The organism is Streptomyces sp. NPDC048257 (genome assembly GCF_043201855.1).
Classification (GTDB): Bacteria; Actinomycetota; Actinomycetes; order Streptomycetales; family Streptomycetaceae; genus Streptomyces.
On record NZ_JBICZI010000004.1, the window covers coordinates 419,170 to 437,615 of the forward strand.

Genomic DNA, 18,446 nt, shown 5'->3' on the forward strand with positions numbered 1-18,446 from the left:
CTGCCGAGACGGCTCGTGCGGAGGCCGAAGAGGCAACGCTACGGCAACCGGCACGCGCCGCGCAGTCCCCCCGGGTACCCCGGACGGGCGTTCGGGCCGTCGCCCGATCGCCCGTGCGGGCCGCGCATGGCGGAAGCTGTCAGGTGTGAGCCTCGTCGCGTCCGCCGTCCCCTCCCGGGTCTCCGTCCCAGCGTGCCCGGCGCATGTCCAGCCGCGGCTCGCCGCCCGCCGTCAGGCGCAGCGGGGTGGCCTCGGTCCGGTAGTGCTCCAGGGCGCGCGGCTCGTGGCCGGGCAGCGGCAGGCCGTCCGCCCGCACCACGCGCCACCAGGGCACGGCTCCCCCGTACAGGGCCATGACACGCCCGACTTGACGCGGTCCGCCCTCGCCGAGCCACTCGGCGACGTCCCCGTACGTCATCACCCGGCCGGGCGGAATACGCTCGGCCACCTCCAGCACGCGCTCCGCGTAGGCGGGCAGCTCCTCACTCATTCGGCACATGGTGCAGCACGCCGGCCGCGCTCCGGCGGAAGTCTCGCTTCCGTACCGGCGCGCACCCTGATGCCCCGGTGGCACGTCGGTCCGTGCCACCATCTTCCGGGCGGTGACTGGTGATACGTGATCAAGAAGAGACGGATGTGACGACGAAGGAGCAGGGTGTGAGCCCTCCGGACGGCGCGGCGACGGACGACGGCGCACGCCCTGACGACGGCCCCGCCTCCCGTCCCGAACCCGTCCCGGAGCCCCGTCCGGAGCCCCCGGGCCAGGACGAAGAGCGCGGCGGCCGGGCCGGTCCGGCCGACGACGGGGACCGGGACGCCGAGGGCGCCGCGGACTCCGCGCACGCCGCGGACGCCGCAGACGTCGAGGGGCGGCACGGCCACGCCTCCACGGCCGCCGACCGGGTCGAGGTCGACGAACCGCTGCTCGCCGCCCGCGTGCACCGGCCCTCCGACCTCGTCCGGCTGCTCGTCGGCATCCTCGGCATCGCCGTCCTCCTCGCCATCGCCGCCTTCGCCCACGGCACCACCGTCGGGCTGGAGGAGGACATCAGCAAGGGCACCGGCCAGGCGCCCGCCCTGTTGATCAAGGTCGCCGCGCTGGTGTCGAGCATCGCGGTACTGCTGCTGCCCGTCGCCTTCGCCATCGAGCGCCTGATCAAACGCGACGGGCTGCGCATCGCCGACGGCGTGCTCGCCGCCGTCCTCGCGCACGGCGTCACCCTCGCCACCGACCTGTGGGTCTCGCAGGCCGCCCCCGGCACCATCCAGGACGCCCTCACCCGCCCCGCGGGCGGCGGGACCCTCACCGACCCGGTCCACGGCTACCTCGCGCCCGTCATCGCGTACATGACCGCGGTCGGGATGACCCGCAGGCCCCACTGGCGCGTCGCGCTGTGGATGGTCCTGCTGCTCAACGCCCTGGCCATGCTGGTCAACGGGTACACCACCCCCTTCTCGATCATCCTCACCGTGCTGATCGGCTGGAGCGTCGCCTACGGCACCCTGTACGCCGTCGGCTCGCCCAACGTCCGCCCCACCGGGCAGCACCTCCTCGCCGGACTGCGCCGCGTCGGCTTCCAGCCGGTCAGCGCGATGCGCGCCGAGGCGCCCGACGGCCCCGAGGCGACCGAGGTCAGCGACCGGGGGCGGCGCTACCACGTGACCCTGGAGGACGGGCCACCGCTCGACGTCACGATCGTCGACCGCGAGCAGCAGGCCCACGGCTTCTTCTACCGGGTCTGGCGCCGGCTCACCCTGCGCGGCATCACCACCGGGCGCAGCCTCCAGTCGCTGCGCCAGGCGCTGGAGCAGGAGGCGCTCCTCGCCTACGCGGCCATCGCCGCCGGGGCCAACGCGCCGAAGCTGATCGCCACCTCCGAGCTCGGTCCGGACGCGGTGATGCTCGTCTACGAGCACCTGGACGGCCGGACCCTCGACGCGCTCTCCGACGAGGAGATCACCGACGACCTGACCCGCAACACGTGGAAGCAGGTACGGGCCCTGCAGTCGCGGCGCATCGCCCATCGGCGGCTGACCGGGGACGCCCTGGTGGTGGATCGTTCCGGCAACGTCGTCCTGACCGACCTTCGCGGCGGCGAGATCGCCACGGGCGACCTGGTCCTGCGGATGGACATCGCCCAGCTGCTGACCACGCTCGGCCTGCGGGTCGGCGCGGAGCGGGCGGTGGCCTCGGCGGTGTCGGTGCTCGGCCCGGACGCGGTGGCGAACTGCCTGCCGCTGCTCCAGCCGATCGCGCTCAGCCGCTCCACCCGGGCGACGCTGCGCAAGCTGGCCCGGGAGCGGGCCGAGCGGCAGCGGGAGGCCGTACTGGAGTCCTCGCGGGCGGCGAAGGCGGCGCGCGAGGCGGAGTCCGCCCAGTCCGCCACCCCGGTCTCCGCCTCGGCCGCGGCCGACCGGAAGGCCGAGAAGAAGGCCCTGGACGACGCGCTGGACGGAGCCCGCGAGGAGGATCTGCTGAGCCAGATCCGCCAGCAGGTGCTGCTGATCCGCCCGCAGGCGCCGGTGGAGCCGGCCCGGCTGGAGCGGATCCGGCCGCGCACGCTGGTCTCGTTCATCGCGGGCGCGTTCGGTGCGTACTTCCTGCTCACGCAGCTGGCCCACGTGGACTTCGCGACGATCATCGGCGAGGCGCAGTGGGGCTGGGTCGGGGCGGCGCTCGCCTTCTCGGCGCTGACGTACTTCGCGGCGGCGATGAGCCTGCTGGGCTTCGTGCCGGAGCGGGTGCCGTTCCTGCGGACCGTGATCGCTCAGGTGGCCGGGTCGTTCGTGAAGCTGGTGGCTCCGGCGGCCGTCGGCGGTGTCGCGCTGAACACGCGGTTCCTGCAGCGGGCGGGGGTCCGGCCGGGGCTGGCGGTCGCGAGCGTGGGCGCCTCGCAGCTGTTCGGGCTGGCCAGCCACATCCTGCTGCTGCTGTCCTTCGGCTATCTGACCGGGACCGAGAAGACCCCGGAGATGACCCCGTCCCGGGCGGTGATCGCCGGCCTGCTGACGGTGGCGGTGCTGGTGCTGGTGGTGACGGCCGTCCCGTTCATGCGGAAGTTCGTGGTGACGCGGGTACGGGCGCTGTTCGCGGGCGTCGTGCCGCGCATGCTGGACGTGCTCCAGCGGCCGAAGAAGCTGATGACCGGCATCGGCGGGATGCTGCTGCTGACGGGCTGTTTCGTGATGTGCCTGGACGCGTCGATCCGCGCGTTCGGGGGCGGCGAGGCCATCAGCTACGCGAGCATCGCGGTGGTGTTCCTGGCGGGCAACGCGCTGGGCTCGGCGGCGCCGACGCCGGGCGGCATGGGCGCGGTGGAGACCACGCTGACGCTCGGGCTGATCGCCGCCGGGCTGGAGAAGGAGGTCGCGATCTCGGCGGTGCTGCTGTTCCGCCTGATGACCTTCTGGCTGCCGGTGCTGCCGGGGTGGATCTCGTTCAACTTCCTGACCCGCAAGGAAGCCATCTAGGCCGTCTCTTTCGGATCGTGTCGGCCGAGCCCGCGGCGTCCGGTGCCGTGCCCGGCAAGGCGGAGGGGCGCCTGTGTACTGGACGTACTCGGGCGCCCCGACAACGCGGCCGGGTGCGGTGCCGGGCGTCGTGGGCCCGGCAAGATCCGAAAGAGACGGCCTGGCCTCCGGCCCGGTCTGCGGGGGTGCGGGCCCGCGCCCGCAAGCCGCGCCGGCGCGTTCCACCCGGCGCACGCCGGCCCGGGCCGCGGCGGCCTTCGCCCGCTGGTCCCCGTACCCGTTCGGGACCCCCGTTCGGGTCAGCGCACGGGCGGGGTCGGCGAAGGGCGCACAGGATGGGGACATGCCGACACACGCCTGGCGGGTCACCGCCGCCGCCGCGCTCACCGCCGCGCTGCTCGCCACGGCCGCCTGTTCCGACGACGGCGACGGGACGAAATCGGCGCCCGACGGCACCCCCGAGGCCAAGCCGCTCAAGTGGGGCGACTGCGAGGCCCCGACCGCCGCCCAGGGCGGTGGTCAGGCCCCGCCCCGGGACTGGCAGTGCGCCACCCTCGACGTCCCGCTCGACTACGCGAAGCCCGAGGGCGAGACGATCCCGATCGCCCTGATCCGGGCCAAGGCGCGCGACCAGAAGCACCGGCTGGGCTCGCTGGTCTTCAACTTCGGCGGCCCCGGCGGGTCCGGGATCAGCACGCTGCCCGGCGCCGCCAAGGAGTACGAGGCCCTGCGCGCCCGGTACGACCTGGTCAGCTTCGACCCCCGCGGGGTCGGCGGCAGCGACCCGGTCCTGTGCGAGAACGACAAGCAGCTGGACCAGTACGTCTCCGAGAACTCCTCCCCCGAGACCCCGCAGGAGGAGCAGGCCTTCGTCGACAACATCCGGCAGTACCAGGAGGCTTGCGAGAAGAACTCCGCCAAGCTCCTCCCCCACGTCGGCACCGAGAACGCCGCCCGCGACCTGGACCGCATCCGCCAGGCCCTCGGCGACGAGAAGCTGAACTACTTCGGCATCTCCTACGGCACCGAACTCGGCGGGGTCTACGCCCACCTCTTCCCCAAGAACGTCGGCCGGGCCGTCTTCGACGCCGTCGTGGACCCGACCAAGAGCGCCGAGGAGAGCGCGCTGGGCCAGGCCAAGGGCTTCCAGCTCGCGCTCGGCAACTTCGCCCAGGACTGTGTGGACCGCGGCGACGAGTGCCGGCTCCAGGGCAGCACGCCCAAGGAGATCGAGGCCAACATCATCAAGCTCCAGAAGGAGCTGGCCGCCAAGCCCATCCCCGGCATCGGGGACCGGATGCTCACCGAGACCCAGGCGACCAACGGCATCGCGCAGGCGCTGTACTCCAAGGAGCTGTGGCCGCTGCTGGAACAGGGCCTCGACGAGGCGGAGGGCGGCCAGGGGCAGCTGCTGATGGCCCTGTCCGACGCGCTCAACGGCCGCGACCAGCAAGGGCATTACAGCAACATCGGCGCGGCGAACACCGCCATCAACTGCGTGGACGACAAGGAGCGCTACACCCTGGAGCAGACGAAGGCCAAGCTGGCGACCTTCCGCGCCGCTTCGCCGGTCTTCGGGGACCTCCTCGGCTGGGCCATGATGTCCTGCACCGGCTGGCCGGTCGCCGGCACCTGGGAGACCCCCGACGTCTCCGCGCCCGGCTCCGACCCGATCCTGGTGATCGGCAACACCGGCGACCCGGCCACCCCGTACGAGGGCGCGCGCAACATGGTGGAGCGGCTCGGCCCGGGCGTGGGCGTGGAGCTGACCTACAAGGGTGAGGGGCACGGGGCGTACAACAGCGGCGACCCGTGCGTGCAGAAGGCGGTGAACACCTACCTGCTGGACGGGAAGACGCCGGCGGAGGGCACCGTCTGCACCGCGACCGCGGACCCGACCCCGCCCGTGGCGCCGGAGCCGCCGCCGGCCGTCTGATCCGCAGCACGCGCACACCGAAGGGGCCGTACCCCGCGAACGGGGTACGGCCCCTTCGGACGACCGGCCTAGTAGACCGGCTTCTCGGGCTCGATCTGGTGGACCCAGCCGATGACGCCGCCGCCGACGTGCACCGCGTCCGAGAAGCCCGCGGACTTCAGGACCGCGAGGACTTCCGCACTGCGGACACCCGTCTTGCAATGCAGGACGATGCGCTTGTCCTGCGGCAGGTCCTGCAGGGCGGTACCCATCAGGAACTCGCCCTTGGGGATCAGCTTCGCGCCGGGGATCGAGACGATCTCGTACTCGTTGATCTCACGGACGTCGATGATCTCGATGGGCTCGTCGGTGTCGATCCACTCCTTGAGCTGCTTGGGAGTGATCGTCGAACCGGCGGCGGCCTCCTGGGCCTCCTCCGACACGACACCGCAGAAGGCCTCGTAGTCGATGAGCTCGGTGACGGTCGCGTTCGGACCGCAGACCGCGCAGTCGGGGTCCTTGCGGACCTTGACCTGGCGGTACTGCATCTCCAGGGCGTCGTAGATCATCAGACGGCCGACCAGCGGCTCGCCGACACCCGTGAGGACCTTGATGGCCTCGGTGACCTGGATGGACCCGATGGACGCACAGAGCACGCCCAGCACGCCGCCTTCGGCGCAGCTCGGGACCATGCCCGGCGGCGGGGGCTCCGGGTAGAGGCAGCGGTAGCACGGGCCGTGCTCGGACCAGAAGACCGAGGCCTGGCCGTCGAAGCGGTAGATCGAGCCCCACACGTACGGCTTGTTCAGCAGTACGCAGGCGTCGTTCACCAGGTAGCGCGTGGCGAAGTTGTCCGTGCCGTCGACGATGAGGTCGTACTGGCTGAAGATCTCCATCACGTTCTCGGCTTCGAGCCGCTCTTCGTGAAGGACCACGTTCACGTAGGGGTTGATGCCCAGCACGCTGTCGCGGGCCGACTCGGCCTTGGAACGGCCGATGTCCGCCTGGCTGTGGATGATCTGGCGCTGCAGGTTCGACTCGTCGACCTCGTCGAACTCCACGATCCCCAGCGTGCCGACACCGGCCGCGGCGAGGTACATGAGGGCGGGGGAGCCGAGGCCGCCCGCGCCCACGGCCAGCACCTTGGCGTTCTTCAGGCGCTTCTGGCCGTCCATCCCGACATCCGGGATGATCAGGTGGCGGGAGTACCGACGGACCTCGTCAACGGTGAGCTCAGCAGCTGGCTCGACCAGGGGTGGCAGCGACACGGGGACTCCGTAGATGGTTACGTCGTAACGGTGGTTCTCTCCGTAACACTGCCACGCCCGTCTTCATTCCAAGACACCTGTCCCGATCCTTGAGACGATTTCGTCCCAGTACGCGGGCATCGAGGCCCACGGGTCGCCGCCCCGCGCCCCGACCCGGTCGGTGAACCAGATCGTGCCCGCCCCCTGCCAGCGGGCGATCCTCATCGCCTCCTCCAGATGCGTGCGCGGCACCCCGTGGACCAGGTGGCAGAACCGCTCCGCCGGGTGGTCCGCGGTCCACTCCGCCACCTGCGACCAGCGGTAGTCGGCCCACGCTCCGGAGAAGGTGACCAGCTGGTCGGCGGCCTCCGCATAGCCCTCGTACGGGTGCGTGCCGTGCCCGAGCACGATCCACAGGTCCTCGCCCAGGCTGCGCAGGGTGTCGACGACCCGGCACACCGAGGCCAGCTCCGCCTTGTCGGCCGGGGCTCCGGCAAGGTAGAAACCGCCGACCCCGTACCAGTCGCGGAAGCGGTGGGCATCGGAGACCAACTCCCCGAAGGACCGCGATCCGTCTCGCATCGCGAGATGGCCGAGGACCGTGCCGCCGGCGCCGCGGAGCTTCGCGGCCGCCTCCGTGCAGTGCGGATCGGGCCGCCCGCCCGGGCCGTCCGCGACGTTGAGCACGGCCCAGTGCAGCGGGGTGCCGGGGCGGGTCAGCTCGGCCCACTCGACGGGGGCCAGCAGGGGGTGCGCGTAGCCGGGGATGCCGAGACCGAGGCGGCCGGCCTCGGTCGCGGCGGCGGTCATGGCCCCCGGAGGCGTCGTCAGATGCGGCACGCCGCCTCCATCCAGATGTCCGCGAGGGATTCCTCCAGGTTGATCCGGGGCCGCCAGCCGAGCCGGTCCCGGGCGGTACGGACATCCGCCTGCTGCCAGACCCCGCAGCCGTCCGGATAGGGGTACGGCTGGGGCGCCGCGGCGGCGATCTGCTCGGCGGTGGCCTCCGAGCGGGGGGAGCCGATGGTGGCGAGTCCGGCCGGCCGGCCGGGGTGCCCGTGCCCCTGCTGCGGTCCGCCGTGCGGGACGTCCAGCTCGTGCAGGGCGCCCGCGTACCCGGCGACCCGGGCCAGGACGGCGGCCGCGTCGCGGAGCCGGACCGCGCGGCCGGTGCCGATGTTGACCACGCCCTGGGCGGCGGACAGGGAGGCGGCGTGCACGGCCCGCGCCACGTCCCGTACGTCGACGAAGTCGCGCTGCACGCCGAGCCCGCTGAGCTTCAGCTCGCCGTCGCCCGCCTGCATCGCCCGCCGCATGGCCTCGGCGAGCCGGCCGAGCGGGGATCCGGCGGGGGTGCCGGGGCCGACGGGCGAGAAGATCCGCAGGACGACGGCGTCGAGGCCGGAGCCCAGGACCAGCTCGGTGGCGGCCAGTTTGCTCACCCCGTACGGACCACCCGGTCTCGGCACGGCGTCCTCGGCCGTGGACGATCCGGGCTGGCTGGGCCCGTATTCGGCGGCGCAGCCGAGCTGCACCAGCCGGGCCCCGCAGCCGCTGCGGCGCAGCGACTCGCAGATCGTCGCGACGGCGACGGTGTTGTGCCGGGTGAGTTCCCGGGCCCCGCCCCGGGTGGCTCCGGCGCAGTTGATGACGACGCCCGGGTGGACGGCGTCGAGGAAGCGGGTGAGCGCGCCGGGGCTGCCGGTCGCGAGGTCGAAGCGGACGTCGGCGTCGTCGCCGCGGCCGAGCGCGGTGAGCTGGACTGCGGGGTCGGCGAGCAGGCGGTCGGCGACGTAGCGGCCGAGGTATCCGTTGGCTCCGATCAGCAGCACCCTCATCGCGTGACCCCTTGGTTGGTTGGCTGGCCGGTCATGTCTTTTTCTCCTTGCGGACGGGTGGACGGGCGGGTGGGGCGGGGTACGGGCAAAGCGCCTCGGCGTCGGCTCCGAAGGTCTGGGGACGTCCCGGGGACGTCAGGGCCGCGCATGCGCGGACGCGCGGGACAGGGCGAGGACGGCGTGGACGAGGAGTCCGGCCGCGGCGGCGGGGGCCGCCACGGGGACGGGGACCAGGGCGAGGGCGAGGGCGGCGCCGACGGGTGCGCGGTGGGCTCCGTGCCGGAGCAGGAGCCGGGTCAGGAACAGCAGCAGGGCCAGGGGGACGGCCACCGGAAGCGGTGTTCCGGCGAGCGCGGCGGCCCCGGCGGCGGCCCCGGTGAACACGGCGACGGCGGCCAGCAGCAGCGGCCGGGCCCGGTCCGCGAAGTCCTCCAGGGCGCGGCTCCCGTCGAGCCGGCCCCGGGCACCGGCGGCGAAGGCGACGGCGGCCAGGTGCCCGGGGGCGACGGCCAGCGCGAGGCCGACCGCGAGGGCGGCGCCGTGCCGGTACACCGCCCAGCCGGCGACGGCCGCGGCCAGCAGGTGCGCCACGTGGGGGAACCGGCCCCCGACGGCCCGCCCGGGCCACACCAGGGCGGCGACGACGGCGGCCACGGCGGCGGGCCCCGCCCAGGCCTGCCCGGCGGCGGCCGCGGAGCAGGCGAGGGCCGCGGGCAGCAGCGCGTAGCCGAAGCCGCGGAACCCGGCCGGGCCCGCCGGGACCAGGGTGGGCGCGGCGGCCGGGGCCTCCTCGCGGGGGCTGCGCGCGTACAGCTCCTCGGCGAGCGAGAAGACGTCCCGGTGCCGGAACCGCGCGGCGGTGCGGTCGGTGATGCCGTGTGCCTCCAGGCCCGCGGCGATCTCCAGCGGGTCCACGGCGCGCTCGCACAGGTCCCGGTGGCGGTGCAGCAGAGCCTTGACCGGGTCCCCGGCGGCCTTGCGCCGGGATACCCGCGGCGATGCCTCCGGGGCCGGGCCCGGCGGGGCCGAGATCTCGGGGGTGGTCATACGGCGGCCTCCGAGGTCGGCTCCGGGGTGGACGCCCACGTCGGGCTGGTCCAGTGGCCGGGCACCCGGGCCTCCGGCGGCCGGGCGAAGGGGATGTCGCCGTCGGGCCGCTCGGAGCCCTTGGCCAGCAGCCGCAGGTAGATCTCCTGGAAGGCGGCCACGTTCTGCTCGACGGTGAAGAGCTCCAGGGCCCGCGCCCGGGCGGCGGCGCCGAGCCGCTGTGCCCGCTCGGGGTCCTGCAGCAGGGACAGGCAGGCCTCGGCGAGTGCGCGGGGATTGCGCGGCGGGACGACGAGCCCGGTGCCGCCGATGACCTCGCAGACGGCGCCCACGTCGGTGGAGACGGTGGCGCGCCCGCAGAGCATCGCCTCGGCGAGGGTGACCGGGAAGCCCTCGATCACGGAGGACAGCACGACGACGCGGCCGGCGCCGTACGCCTCGGCCGAGGTGGGGGCTTCGGGTCCGCCGATCTCCTCGAAGGTGACCGGGTTCTCCCCGACCGTGACCGAGTCGGCGGCCTCGTCGGGGAAGAGCTGGGCGGCCAGCGACCGGCAGTCGGCGAGGTAGCCGGGGGCGACGGCCGTGCCGAAGATCCGCAGCCGGGCGCCGGGTGCGGCCCGGCGGACCTCGGCGAAGGCGTGCAGCAGGGCGATGAGGTCCTTGGCGGGCTCTATCCGGCCGACCCACACCAGCGTGTCCGGGTCCCCGCAGTCCGCGGCCTCCCCGACGGTGGCGAATCGGTCCGCCTCCATCCCGGGGTAGACGGTCCGCAGCCGTTCGCGGGTGGCCCCGCACCGCTCCTGCCAGCGCCGGGCGTGCGCGTTCCCGGGGGTCAGGAAGTCGGCCCGGGCGTAGATCTCGGTGGCCAGCCGCAGGTGGAAGGCGGCGAGCAGGGCCCGTACGGCGGGGCGGGTCTCCGGCTCCTCGCCGCGGGTGTCGAGCTGGGCCAGGTAGTGGGCCCGGAGCTGGACCCCGTATTCGGTGACCAGCAGCGGGACCCCGAAGAAGCGTTTGGCCAGGAGTCCGGGGAGCGCCGCCACGCCGCCCGCGGCCGCGTGGCAGACGTCGGCCTCGCCGAGACCGCCGGGCTCCTCGTACCAGTCGAGGGACAACGGCCGCAGCATGACCTCCAGTTCGTCCACGAACTCCAGCAGGTCGGTCACCTGGGCCGTGGCGACGGTGCGGGCGGCGCCCGGCGCGCGGCAGGCGGACTCCAGGGCCCGCACGGCGGATTCGGAGCGCAGGGCCGCGTACATCCCGCCCTGTTCGCGGGCAAGTGCGGCGAGCCCGTACAGCCCGGTGGCGAAGGGCTGCGGCTGACCGGCGCAGATCCCGTGGACCAGCTCCTTGAAGCAGTCCACGAACCGCCGGCGCTCACGCCGGGAGTAGGTCCGCCCGTCATCGGCGGGGGCCCACAGGGGGGCCGTCCGGACCCGGGTGACGTGCTCGGGCAGTGGCACCCGGGCGCGCTCCTGCTCGGCGCTGCGGCTCAGTGCGTAGATCTCGAACTCGTGCTGTGGGAGCCCGCGCACGAGCCGGTCGCACCACAGCCTCGCCTCTCCCGTCGCATACGGATAACCACCTTCCGTGAGCAGTCCGATCCGCACGAGTGGCACCCCCGATCTCCCGTTCAGGCGGTCGCCGTTCGGTCAGGCGACCCGCCGCGGGAGAACTCAAGCGGATATGCCGAAGGCGCGACGGACGGTTGTCCGTCGCGCCACCGGAAGGGGTGAAGAGTCGTAACTTTCCCGTACGGTTCGCGTTCGAGCACGCTAGAAGTACAGCCCCGGAACCGGCCCGGATCGGATCGGTCACCCGGACACCCTCTGGGCGAAGACCTCCTGCCGGGACGTGCGGCGGCCGGCGGCCAGCCCCGGATCGAGGGCCGGTACGGCAGCCAGCAGCTGCCGGGTGTAGGCGTGGGCCGGGCGGTCGTAGACCTCGTCCACCGGACCCTCCTCGACGATCTCGCCGGCCCGCATGACGGCCACCCGGTCACTGACCTGCCGGACCACCGCCAGGTCGTGTGCGATGAAGACCAGCGCGATCCCGAGCTCCCGCTGGAGCTCCGCCAGCAGGGCGGTGACCTGCGCCTGTGTGGTCACGTCGAGGGCGGAGACCGGCTCGTCGCAGACGATCAGCCGGGGCCGGGGCGCCAGGGCCCGGGCGATGCCGACCCGCTGGCGCTGGCCGCCGCTGAACTCGTGCGGGTAGCGGTCGTAGTGCTCGGCCTCCAGCCCGACGCGCAGCAGCAGTTCCCCCACCCGGGCCCGGACGGCGGCCTCGTCCCGTTCCCCGGCCGTGCGCAGCGGGTCGGCGATCGACTCGCCGACGGAGCGCCGCGGGTTGAGGGAGGACACCGGGTCCTGGAACACCATCTGGACGCCGCTCGTGATGCCGCTGACCGGGGCGCCGTCCCGGTGCACCCGCCCGGAGTCGGGCTCCAGCAGTCCGACGAGCATCCGGCCGAGCGTGCTCTTGCCGGAGCCGCTCTCGCCGACGATCCCGAGCGTCTGCCCGGCGTGCACGGCGAGGGACACCCCGGCGACGGCCGCGACCCTGCGCCGTCCCCGCCCGAACTCCCGCCGCAGCCCGAAGGCTTCGACGACCGGTGGCACCTCCGGCCCCGCCGGCGTGTGAGGCGCGGCGGCCGGGGCGGAGGCCCGGGAACGGCGCGGCCCGTCCAGCCTCGGCACCGCCGCCAGCAGGGCCTGGGTGTACGGGTCGGCGGGCGCCGAGAGGACCGTCCCCGCCTCCCCCCGCTCAACGGCGTGGCCACCCCTCATGACCAGCACCTCGTCCACGCTCTCCGCCGCCACGCCCACGTCGTGGGTGACCAGCAGCAGCCCGAGCCCGCGCTCCTCGCGCAGGCCGTGCAGCAGGTCGAGGATCTGGGCCTGGACGGTGACGTCCAGCGCGGTGGTCGGCTCGTCGGCGATGAGCAGCTGCGGCTCGCAGGCCAGCGCCATGGCGATGAGGGCCCGTTGCCGCATGCCGCCGCTGAACTCGTGCGGCCGCGCCCGGGAGCGGCGGGCCGCGTCCGGGATGCCCACCCGGTCGAGCACCTCGACGGCCCGCGCCCGGGCGGCCCGCCGGGAGACGTCCGCGTGGATCCGGTGGACCTCGGCGATCTGGTCGCCGATGGCGTAGTACGGGTCCAGGGAGCTCAGCGGGTCCTGGAACACCATGGCGGCGGTCCCGCCGCGCAGCCGGCGCAGCTCGGCGGCCGACGCCGAGGCCACGTCGAGGCCGCCCACCCGGACGGTGCCGCCGAGGGGGGCGCCCGTACCGCGGTGCAGGCCCAGCAGGGCCGTGGCCACGGTGGACTTTCCGCTGCCGGACTCGCCGACGACGCCCAGCGCGCGGCCCGCCTCCAGGGTGAAGGAGACCCCGTCCACGGCCCGTACGTACTCCCCCGCCCCGCCGACCGGGAAGTCGACGACGAGGTCGGCGACCTCCACCAGCGTGTGCGTCATGCGAGGGTCACCCTTCGGTCCGCTGCGGCGTACAACAGGTCGGCGATCGCGCCCGCGAGGACCACGGCCGCGCCGATCGCGAGGACGACGCCCACCACGACGGGCAGGTCCACGACCCGTACCCCGTCGATGAGGGTCTTGCCGAGGCCGGGGATCCCGAACAGGGACTCCGTCAGCACCGCACCGCCGATCATCGTGCCGAAGTCCACGGCGCTGAGCGCGATCACGGGGGCCACGGCGCCGCGCACCGCGTGCCGGGTGACGACGGCCCGCTCCCCCACCCCGTAGGCGCGGAAGGTCCGAATGTGGTCCTCGGCGAGCGTCTCCAGGGTGGAACTGCGCGTGAGGCGGGCGTACTTGGCGCTCTCGAAGAGGCCGAGGGTCACCCACGGCAGGAGCAGGTTCCAGGCCCACTGCTCGGGGTCCTCGCTCAGCGGTACGTACGTCGGGAACGGCAGCCACTGGAGGTAGGCGCAGACGGTCATGAGCAGCAGCAGCCCCAGGATGAAGACGGGGGTGCCGGTCCCGGCGAGCGTGAGGACGGTCAGGGCCCGCTCGGTGATTCCGCCGCGGCGCAGCGCGGACAGCAGTCCGGTGCCGACGCCGACCACGAGCCAGATCACCAGCGCGCCCAGCGCGAGCGAGAGGGTGGCGGGCAGCCGGTCCAGGATCAGCTCGGTGACCTGCTGGTCGTTCTGGTACGAGAATCCCAGGCAGGGCGCGTCGCAGTGCAGGACCAGCCCGGCTCCGCCGGAGTAGTCCCGGCCGGCCAGCAGTCCCTGGAGGAAGTGCAGGTACTGGGTGAGCGCGGATTCGTCGAGGCCGAGCTGTTGGCGGACCTGGGCGATCTGCGCCGGGTTGCAGCGCTCTCCGCAGGCGAGGCGGGCGGGGTCGCCGGGGGCGAGGTAGAAGAGGGCGTAGACGATGACGGACAGGGTGAGCAGCACGAGCAGTGCGCCGCCGGTCCGTTTGAGCACGAAGCGGGTCACGCCGTGTGCTCCTTTCTGGTGCCGACCCGCAGGCGGGAGCCTTCGCGCGGGTCGAGGGCCGTACGGACGGCGTCGCCGAGGACGGTGAAGGCGAACACGGTGAGGAAGAGCAGCCCGGCGGGGAGCAGGACGTAGGCGGGGTCGGCGCGGAACCAGGTCTGTGCGCTGGAGAGCATCTGCCCCCAGGAGGGCGTGGGCGGCTTCACGCCGACGCCGAGGAAGGACAGCGAGGCCTCGGCGACGATGGCGGTGGGCACCTTGATCGCGGCGAAGGTGATGACGGGTGCGGCCAGCGAGGGCAGCAGCTCGCGGCGGGCGATCCGCAGGGTGCCGCTCCCCGAGAGCCGGGCGGCGTCGACGAAGTCGAGGCCGTGCAGGGCGAGGGCCTGGGCGCGCACCATCCGGGCGGTGCCGCCCCAGTCGAGCAGTCCGATGATCAGGATCAGCAGCAGCGGCCGCGGGAAGTCGGGCGGGACGACCGCGGTGAGGGCGATTCCGATCACCAGCATCGGCAGCGCGATCATCACGTCGGTGAACCGGCCGATGAGCTGGCCCGCGAACCGGCCGCCGAGCGCGGCGGCGAGTCCGACGCTCACGCCGACGAGTGTCTGGACGACGACGGCGCCCAGGGCGACGAGCAGGGAGATCCGCGCGCCGTACAGGAGCCGGGTCAGCAGGTCGCGGCCGGTGCCGGGCTCGACGCCGAGCCAGTGGTCGGCGGAGATCCCGCCGAAGGAGCCGAGCGGGACCCCGCCGCGCGCGGAGTCGACGAGGTCGTCGTGGTACGCGTTCGGGTCCTGCCCGGTGAGCTGGGCGAGCAGCGGGGCGGCGAGGGCGAGGAGGACGAGCAGGGCCAGCACCCCGCCGGCCGCGAGGGCCGCCGGGCGGCGGCGCAGGCGCCGCCAGACCTGGCGGGCGGTCCCCGCGCCCGGGGCGACGGCCCCGGGCGCGAGCGCGAGCGCGGGCACCGACTGCTCGGGTGCCGACTGCTTCAGGGTGACGCTCACTTGACGGAGACCTGCGAGATGTCGAGGACGCCGGTCCAGTCGCTGATCACGACGTTCTTGACGTCCTTGCCGACGAGCCGCTTGTAGACCGGGTGGAAGAGCGGCACGTCCAGGGCCTGCTCACCGATCTTCTTGTCGAGTGCGCCCCAGCGCTTGCCGGCCGCCGCGAGGTCGGTCAGCTTGGCGATCTCGTCGATCTCGGCGTTCACGGCCGGGTCGTTGAGCTGCGCGTGGTTGTAGTTGGAGCCGTCGGTCACGATCTGCCGGCCGTCGAAGATCGGTGCGAGGAAGGGGGCGCCGGAGGGCCAGTCGGCGCCCCAGCGGGAGAGGAAGAAGCCGGGGGTGTTCTTGGCGTCCCAGCGCTTCTCGTTGAAGGCGTTGTTCTCCAGGCCCTCCAGCTTGACGGTGATCCCGGCGGCGGCGAGCGCCTGCTGCACGGCGGTGGCGACCTCGGGGCTGGTCTGGCGGTTCTGCGCGGTGGAGTGGGTCAGCGTGACGGTGACTCCGTCGGGGAAGCCCGCCTCCTTGAGCAGCTCCTTGGCCTGGGCCGGGTCACCGGTTTTGCCCGCCGGGAAGTGGTCGTACGCGGCGAAGCCGAAGGCCTCGCGCTCGGGCAGGAAGGTGGTGGCCGGTTCGGCCAGCGCGGATCCGCCTGCGGCGTTGATCACGCTGGTGCGGTTGATCGCGTAGGAGATGGCCTGGCGCACCTTCGGGTTGTCGAAGGGGGCCACCTTCGGGTTGAAGGCCAGATAATTGATGTAGCCGAAGTGGCCGGTGCCGACGCGTGCCGCGAGCTCCTTGTTGTCGCCGATCTGGGCGAGCTCGGCCGGGCCCAGGTTGGTGTCGGTGGTGATGGCGGCGGCGTCGGGGCCGGAGCTGGTGGTCAGGCGCTGGTTGATGACGGCGGCGTCCAGCCCGGAGCGGACGTCGATCTTGTCCGGGTAGGCCTTGCGCTCCTCGTCGGTCTTCTCGTCCCAGTGCTCGTTGCGCTCCAGGGTGAGGTGCTCGCCGTCGTTGTCGTTCTTGACGACCTTGTACGGGCCGGAGGAGACGGGGTGCTCCTCGTACTTGACGCCGTTGTCCTTGGCCTTGGGGACCGGCGCGAACTGCGTCTGCGTGGCGACGAAGGGGAACTCGCCCTCGGGCTTGCGGAGTTTGAAGACGATCGTCTTCGGGTCGGGCACGACGATCGAGTCGAGCCCCTTGCCGCCGTCCTTGTAGGGGCCCTCGTACGTCTCCCCGCCGACGAGCCAGTCCCGCAGGTAGGGGGCGCCGCCCGACAGCTCGGCGGCGAAGGACCGCTCGATGCCGTACTTGATGTCGGCGGTGGTGATCGGGGAGCCGTCCTCGTACTTCAGCCCGTCCTTGAGCGTGTACGTCCACTCGGTGGCGTCGGCGTTGGGCTTTCCGGTGTCGGTGGCCAGGTCGGGCACGACCTTGGTGCCGGCCGGGCCGTCCTCGCGGTTGCGGGTGGTGAGCGTACGGAAGACCAGCGAGGGAACGTTTCCGCCGCCCGAGGTGTAGAGCCGGGCCGGGTCGAAGTCGCTCTGCGGCTCGGAGTTGAGGACGGTCAGGGTGCCGCCCTTCTGCGGCGCACCCCCTGCGGCGCCCGGCTTGTCGCCCGAACCGGCCTTGTCCGTACCCTCCTTGGGGCCGCAGGCGGCGGCGCCCCCGGCCAGGACGAGGCTGACGGTGACGGCGGCCACGCGGCGCGCTATGAGATGACGGGCGGGTCCGGCGGAAGACATGGGTGTGATGACCTCTCGGCGTGAAGGAAGGGCGGAAGGGCTACGCGAGGGGCAGCGGTCGACGGCGGTACCCGATCCGGTACCGAAGCATGAGGAAACCGCGCCTGCGGGCGTACGTGCACCCGGGCGCGGCGAAGGAACTCAAAAAAAGTCGCGGCGCTTGCGGGCAGGCGTCAGCGACAGAAGATGTCGGCCACGCTGTGCGCGGTCACACCAAGCAGCGCCAGCTCAATGGCGGCGCTCGCGGTCATGGTGTGGTGGTGCGACATGCGGAGAACGATGGCCGATGATCGGACGGATTGTCAACGCGGATCCCCGCCCGCCCGGCGGGCAGGGCCGCGGCCCGGGGATCAACTCCCGGGGAACACCCAGGGGTTGGCCTTGCACTCGATGCCGTTGATGTTGAGGGACTTGGTCTGCTGCTGCATGATCGGCGCGAGCGCGCCCGGCGTGCGGCAGTTCACGTGGTCGTGTCCGAGCCGGTGGCCGACCTCGTGGTTGATGAGCATCTGGCGGTAGCTGAGCATCTGCTCCGGGCCGTAGGTCGCGGACCCCTGCGCCCAGCGGAACGCGTTGATCATCACCCGCTCGGTGCGCGCGGAGTCGCAGGAGACGTTGTCGACGGTGGTGTCCAGACCGGACTTGGCGCACCAGACCCCGGTGGTCCCGGGACTGCCCAGGGTGATCACGAAATCGGCCTCGCCGCCCGGCACCCGCTCGAAGGTCCGCTCGCCGTTGTGGGCCCAGCTGCGCGGGTCGTTGAGGGTGCGGTGGACGGCCTCGGCGAAGAGCTGCGGGTCCAGGTTCAGGCCCTGCTCGACGTCGACCCGGTAGCGCACGAGCTTGCCCTTGCCGGGTGCCTTGGCCACACCGGGCACGGTGTCGAAGGTCCCGGGTCCGGCGAGCTTCGCGTCGATCGGCAGCTGCTGGGCCATCTTCTGCTCGTACGTCGGCTCCACCGCGGGCGCGGCGCCGGCCGGCGCCGCGGGTGCGACCGCCTGCGGCGGCGTCGGGCGGCCCTCCGAACGGGAGGCGCCCTCGTCGGTGCGGCTGTCGCCGGCGGCGGCCTGCGCGCCGGCCCGGCCGCCGTCCCCGTCCGTGAGCACCTGGCCCGCGACGACGACGGCGAGGACGGTGGTGACGGCCGCGGCGGCCATGCCGCTGTACGTACGGACCTTCAGGCCGCGGCCGGATCCGGGCGCTTCCCCGTCGACACCACCCGCGTCCGCGGGAGCGACCGGATCGACGGGCTTGCGCGGCCCGGGCACCCGGCGGTGCGAGCCGGTGGAGGTGACGGGGCCGAGGTCGAACTCGCGCGCCGGCGCAGGGGCGGCCGGCGGCGTCAGCGTGACCTGCGGGAAGCCCACCGCGGGGGTGCCGAAGGCCGGGGTGTCGGAGTCGAGGAGGGCGGCGGGAGCCGCCGCGGCCGGTGCGGCGGCGCCGTGCGGGCGCCGTACCCCGTGCCAGTCCCCGTACACGGAGTCGGGGCGTGCGCCCCAGGCGCCGCCGGACTCGTACTGCCGGGGGTGGCCCCCGGCCCGCGCGTCGGCGTAGGGCCGGTCCTGGGACCCGTACCCCTGATGGGTGACGGTCGGTTCCGGCCGGCGCGCGGTGGGCGGTTCCTCGTACGGCAGCGGCGCGGGCTCCGGCTGCGGCCGGGCAGCGGCCGGCGCCGGCGCAGGGGCCTTGCGACTATGTCGTCCCACGG

14 protein-coding genes are annotated in these 18,446 nt (G+C 73.4%); 2 read left to right on the plus strand and 12 right to left on the minus strand.

Translation table 11 applies throughout. The features are described from left to right. Positions 1-139: 139 nt before the first annotated feature. Positions 140-490, minus strand: a complete 351-nt coding sequence (locus ACGFZK_RS12490) for an MGMT family protein (RefSeq protein ID WP_393848814.1) — start codon at positions 488-490, stop codon at positions 140-142. 119 nt (positions 491-609) lie between these two features. Between ACGFZK_RS12490 and ACGFZK_RS12495 the strand changes: the two genes are divergently transcribed. After that, a complete protein-coding gene (locus ACGFZK_RS12495; protein ID WP_393848815.1) occupies positions 610-3,471 on the plus strand; it encodes a YbhN family protein in 2,862 nt (953 codons plus the stop codon). Positions 3,472-3,814: 343 nt separating this feature from the next. Next, complete coding sequence (locus ACGFZK_RS12500) at positions 3,815-5,407, plus strand: alpha/beta hydrolase (RefSeq protein WP_393848816.1); 1,593 nt, start codon at positions 3,815-3,817, stop codon at positions 5,405-5,407. A 68-nt stretch (positions 5,408-5,475) separates the two neighbouring features. Here the strand turns inward: ACGFZK_RS12500 and moeZ are convergent, their stop codons facing one another. The 11 genes from moeZ to ACGFZK_RS12555 form a co-directional block, all read right to left on the minus strand. Further along, positions 5,476-6,654: an adenylyltransferase/sulfurtransferase MoeZ gene (gene moeZ / locus ACGFZK_RS12505; protein WP_393848817.1), complete on the minus strand. Its 1,179-nt coding sequence runs from the start codon at positions 6,652-6,654 to the stop codon at positions 5,476-5,478. Between the two features lie 63 nt (positions 6,655-6,717). Beyond that, the gene (locus ACGFZK_RS12510) at positions 6,718-7,473 is read right to left on the minus strand and encodes a spherulation-specific family 4 protein (protein ID WP_393848818.1); all 756 of its coding nucleotides are present in this window, start codon (positions 7,471-7,473) and stop codon (positions 6,718-6,720) included. Beyond that, positions 7,461-8,471, minus strand: a complete 1,011-nt coding sequence (locus tag ACGFZK_RS12515; RefSeq protein WP_393848819.1) for an NAD-dependent epimerase/dehydratase — start codon at positions 8,469-8,471, stop codon at positions 7,461-7,463. Before ACGFZK_RS12515 ends, ACGFZK_RS12510 begins: the two co-directional genes overlap by 13 nt. A 135-nt stretch (positions 8,472-8,606) precedes the next feature. Beyond that, positions 8,607-9,518 carry a hypothetical protein gene (locus ACGFZK_RS12520; protein ID WP_393848820.1) on the minus strand — a complete coding sequence of 304 codons (912 nt, stop codon included), beginning with the start codon at positions 9,516-9,518 and terminating at the stop codon, positions 8,607-8,609. Then, positions 9,515-11,125 (minus strand): GT4 family glycosyltransferase PelF, encoded by a 1,611-nt coding sequence (gene pelF, locus ACGFZK_RS12525; RefSeq protein ID WP_393848944.1) that lies wholly within the window; start codon positions 11,123-11,125, stop codon positions 9,515-9,517. The genes ACGFZK_RS12520 and pelF overlap by 4 nt, the downstream gene beginning before the upstream one ends. A 204-nt stretch (positions 11,126-11,329) precedes the next feature. Next, the gene (locus ACGFZK_RS12530) at positions 11,330-12,994 is read right to left on the minus strand and encodes a dipeptide ABC transporter ATP-binding protein (protein ID WP_393848821.1); all 1,665 of its coding nucleotides are present in this window, start codon (positions 12,992-12,994) and stop codon (positions 11,330-11,332) included. Then, the gene (locus ACGFZK_RS12535; protein WP_393848822.1) at positions 12,991-13,983 is read right to left on the minus strand and encodes an ABC transporter permease; all 993 of its coding nucleotides are present in this window, start codon (positions 13,981-13,983) and stop codon (positions 12,991-12,993) included. Before ACGFZK_RS12535 ends, ACGFZK_RS12530 begins: the two co-directional genes overlap by 4 nt. After that, the gene (locus ACGFZK_RS12540; RefSeq protein ID WP_393848823.1) at positions 13,980-14,990 is read right to left on the minus strand and encodes an ABC transporter permease; all 1,011 of its coding nucleotides are present in this window, start codon (positions 14,988-14,990) and stop codon (positions 13,980-13,982) included. Before ACGFZK_RS12540 ends, ACGFZK_RS12535 begins: the two co-directional genes overlap by 4 nt. Then, positions 14,987-16,738, minus strand: a complete 1,752-nt coding sequence (locus ACGFZK_RS12545; RefSeq protein WP_393848824.1) for an ABC transporter substrate-binding protein — start codon at positions 16,736-16,738, stop codon at positions 14,987-14,989. Before ACGFZK_RS12545 ends, ACGFZK_RS12540 begins: the two co-directional genes overlap by 4 nt. A gap of 173 nt (positions 16,739-16,911) precedes the next feature. Next, positions 16,912-17,007: an Ms4533A family Cys-rich leader peptide gene (locus tag ACGFZK_RS12550; protein WP_314243733.1), complete on the minus strand. Its 96-nt coding sequence runs from the start codon at positions 17,005-17,007 to the stop codon at positions 16,912-16,914. An 81-nt stretch (positions 17,008-17,088) separates the two neighbouring features. Beyond that, the gene (locus tag ACGFZK_RS12555; RefSeq protein ID WP_393848825.1) at positions 17,089-18,444 is read right to left on the minus strand and encodes a DUF3152 domain-containing protein; all 1,356 of its coding nucleotides are present in this window, start codon (positions 18,442-18,444) and stop codon (positions 17,089-17,091) included. Positions 18,445-18,446: the final 2 nt, after the last annotated feature.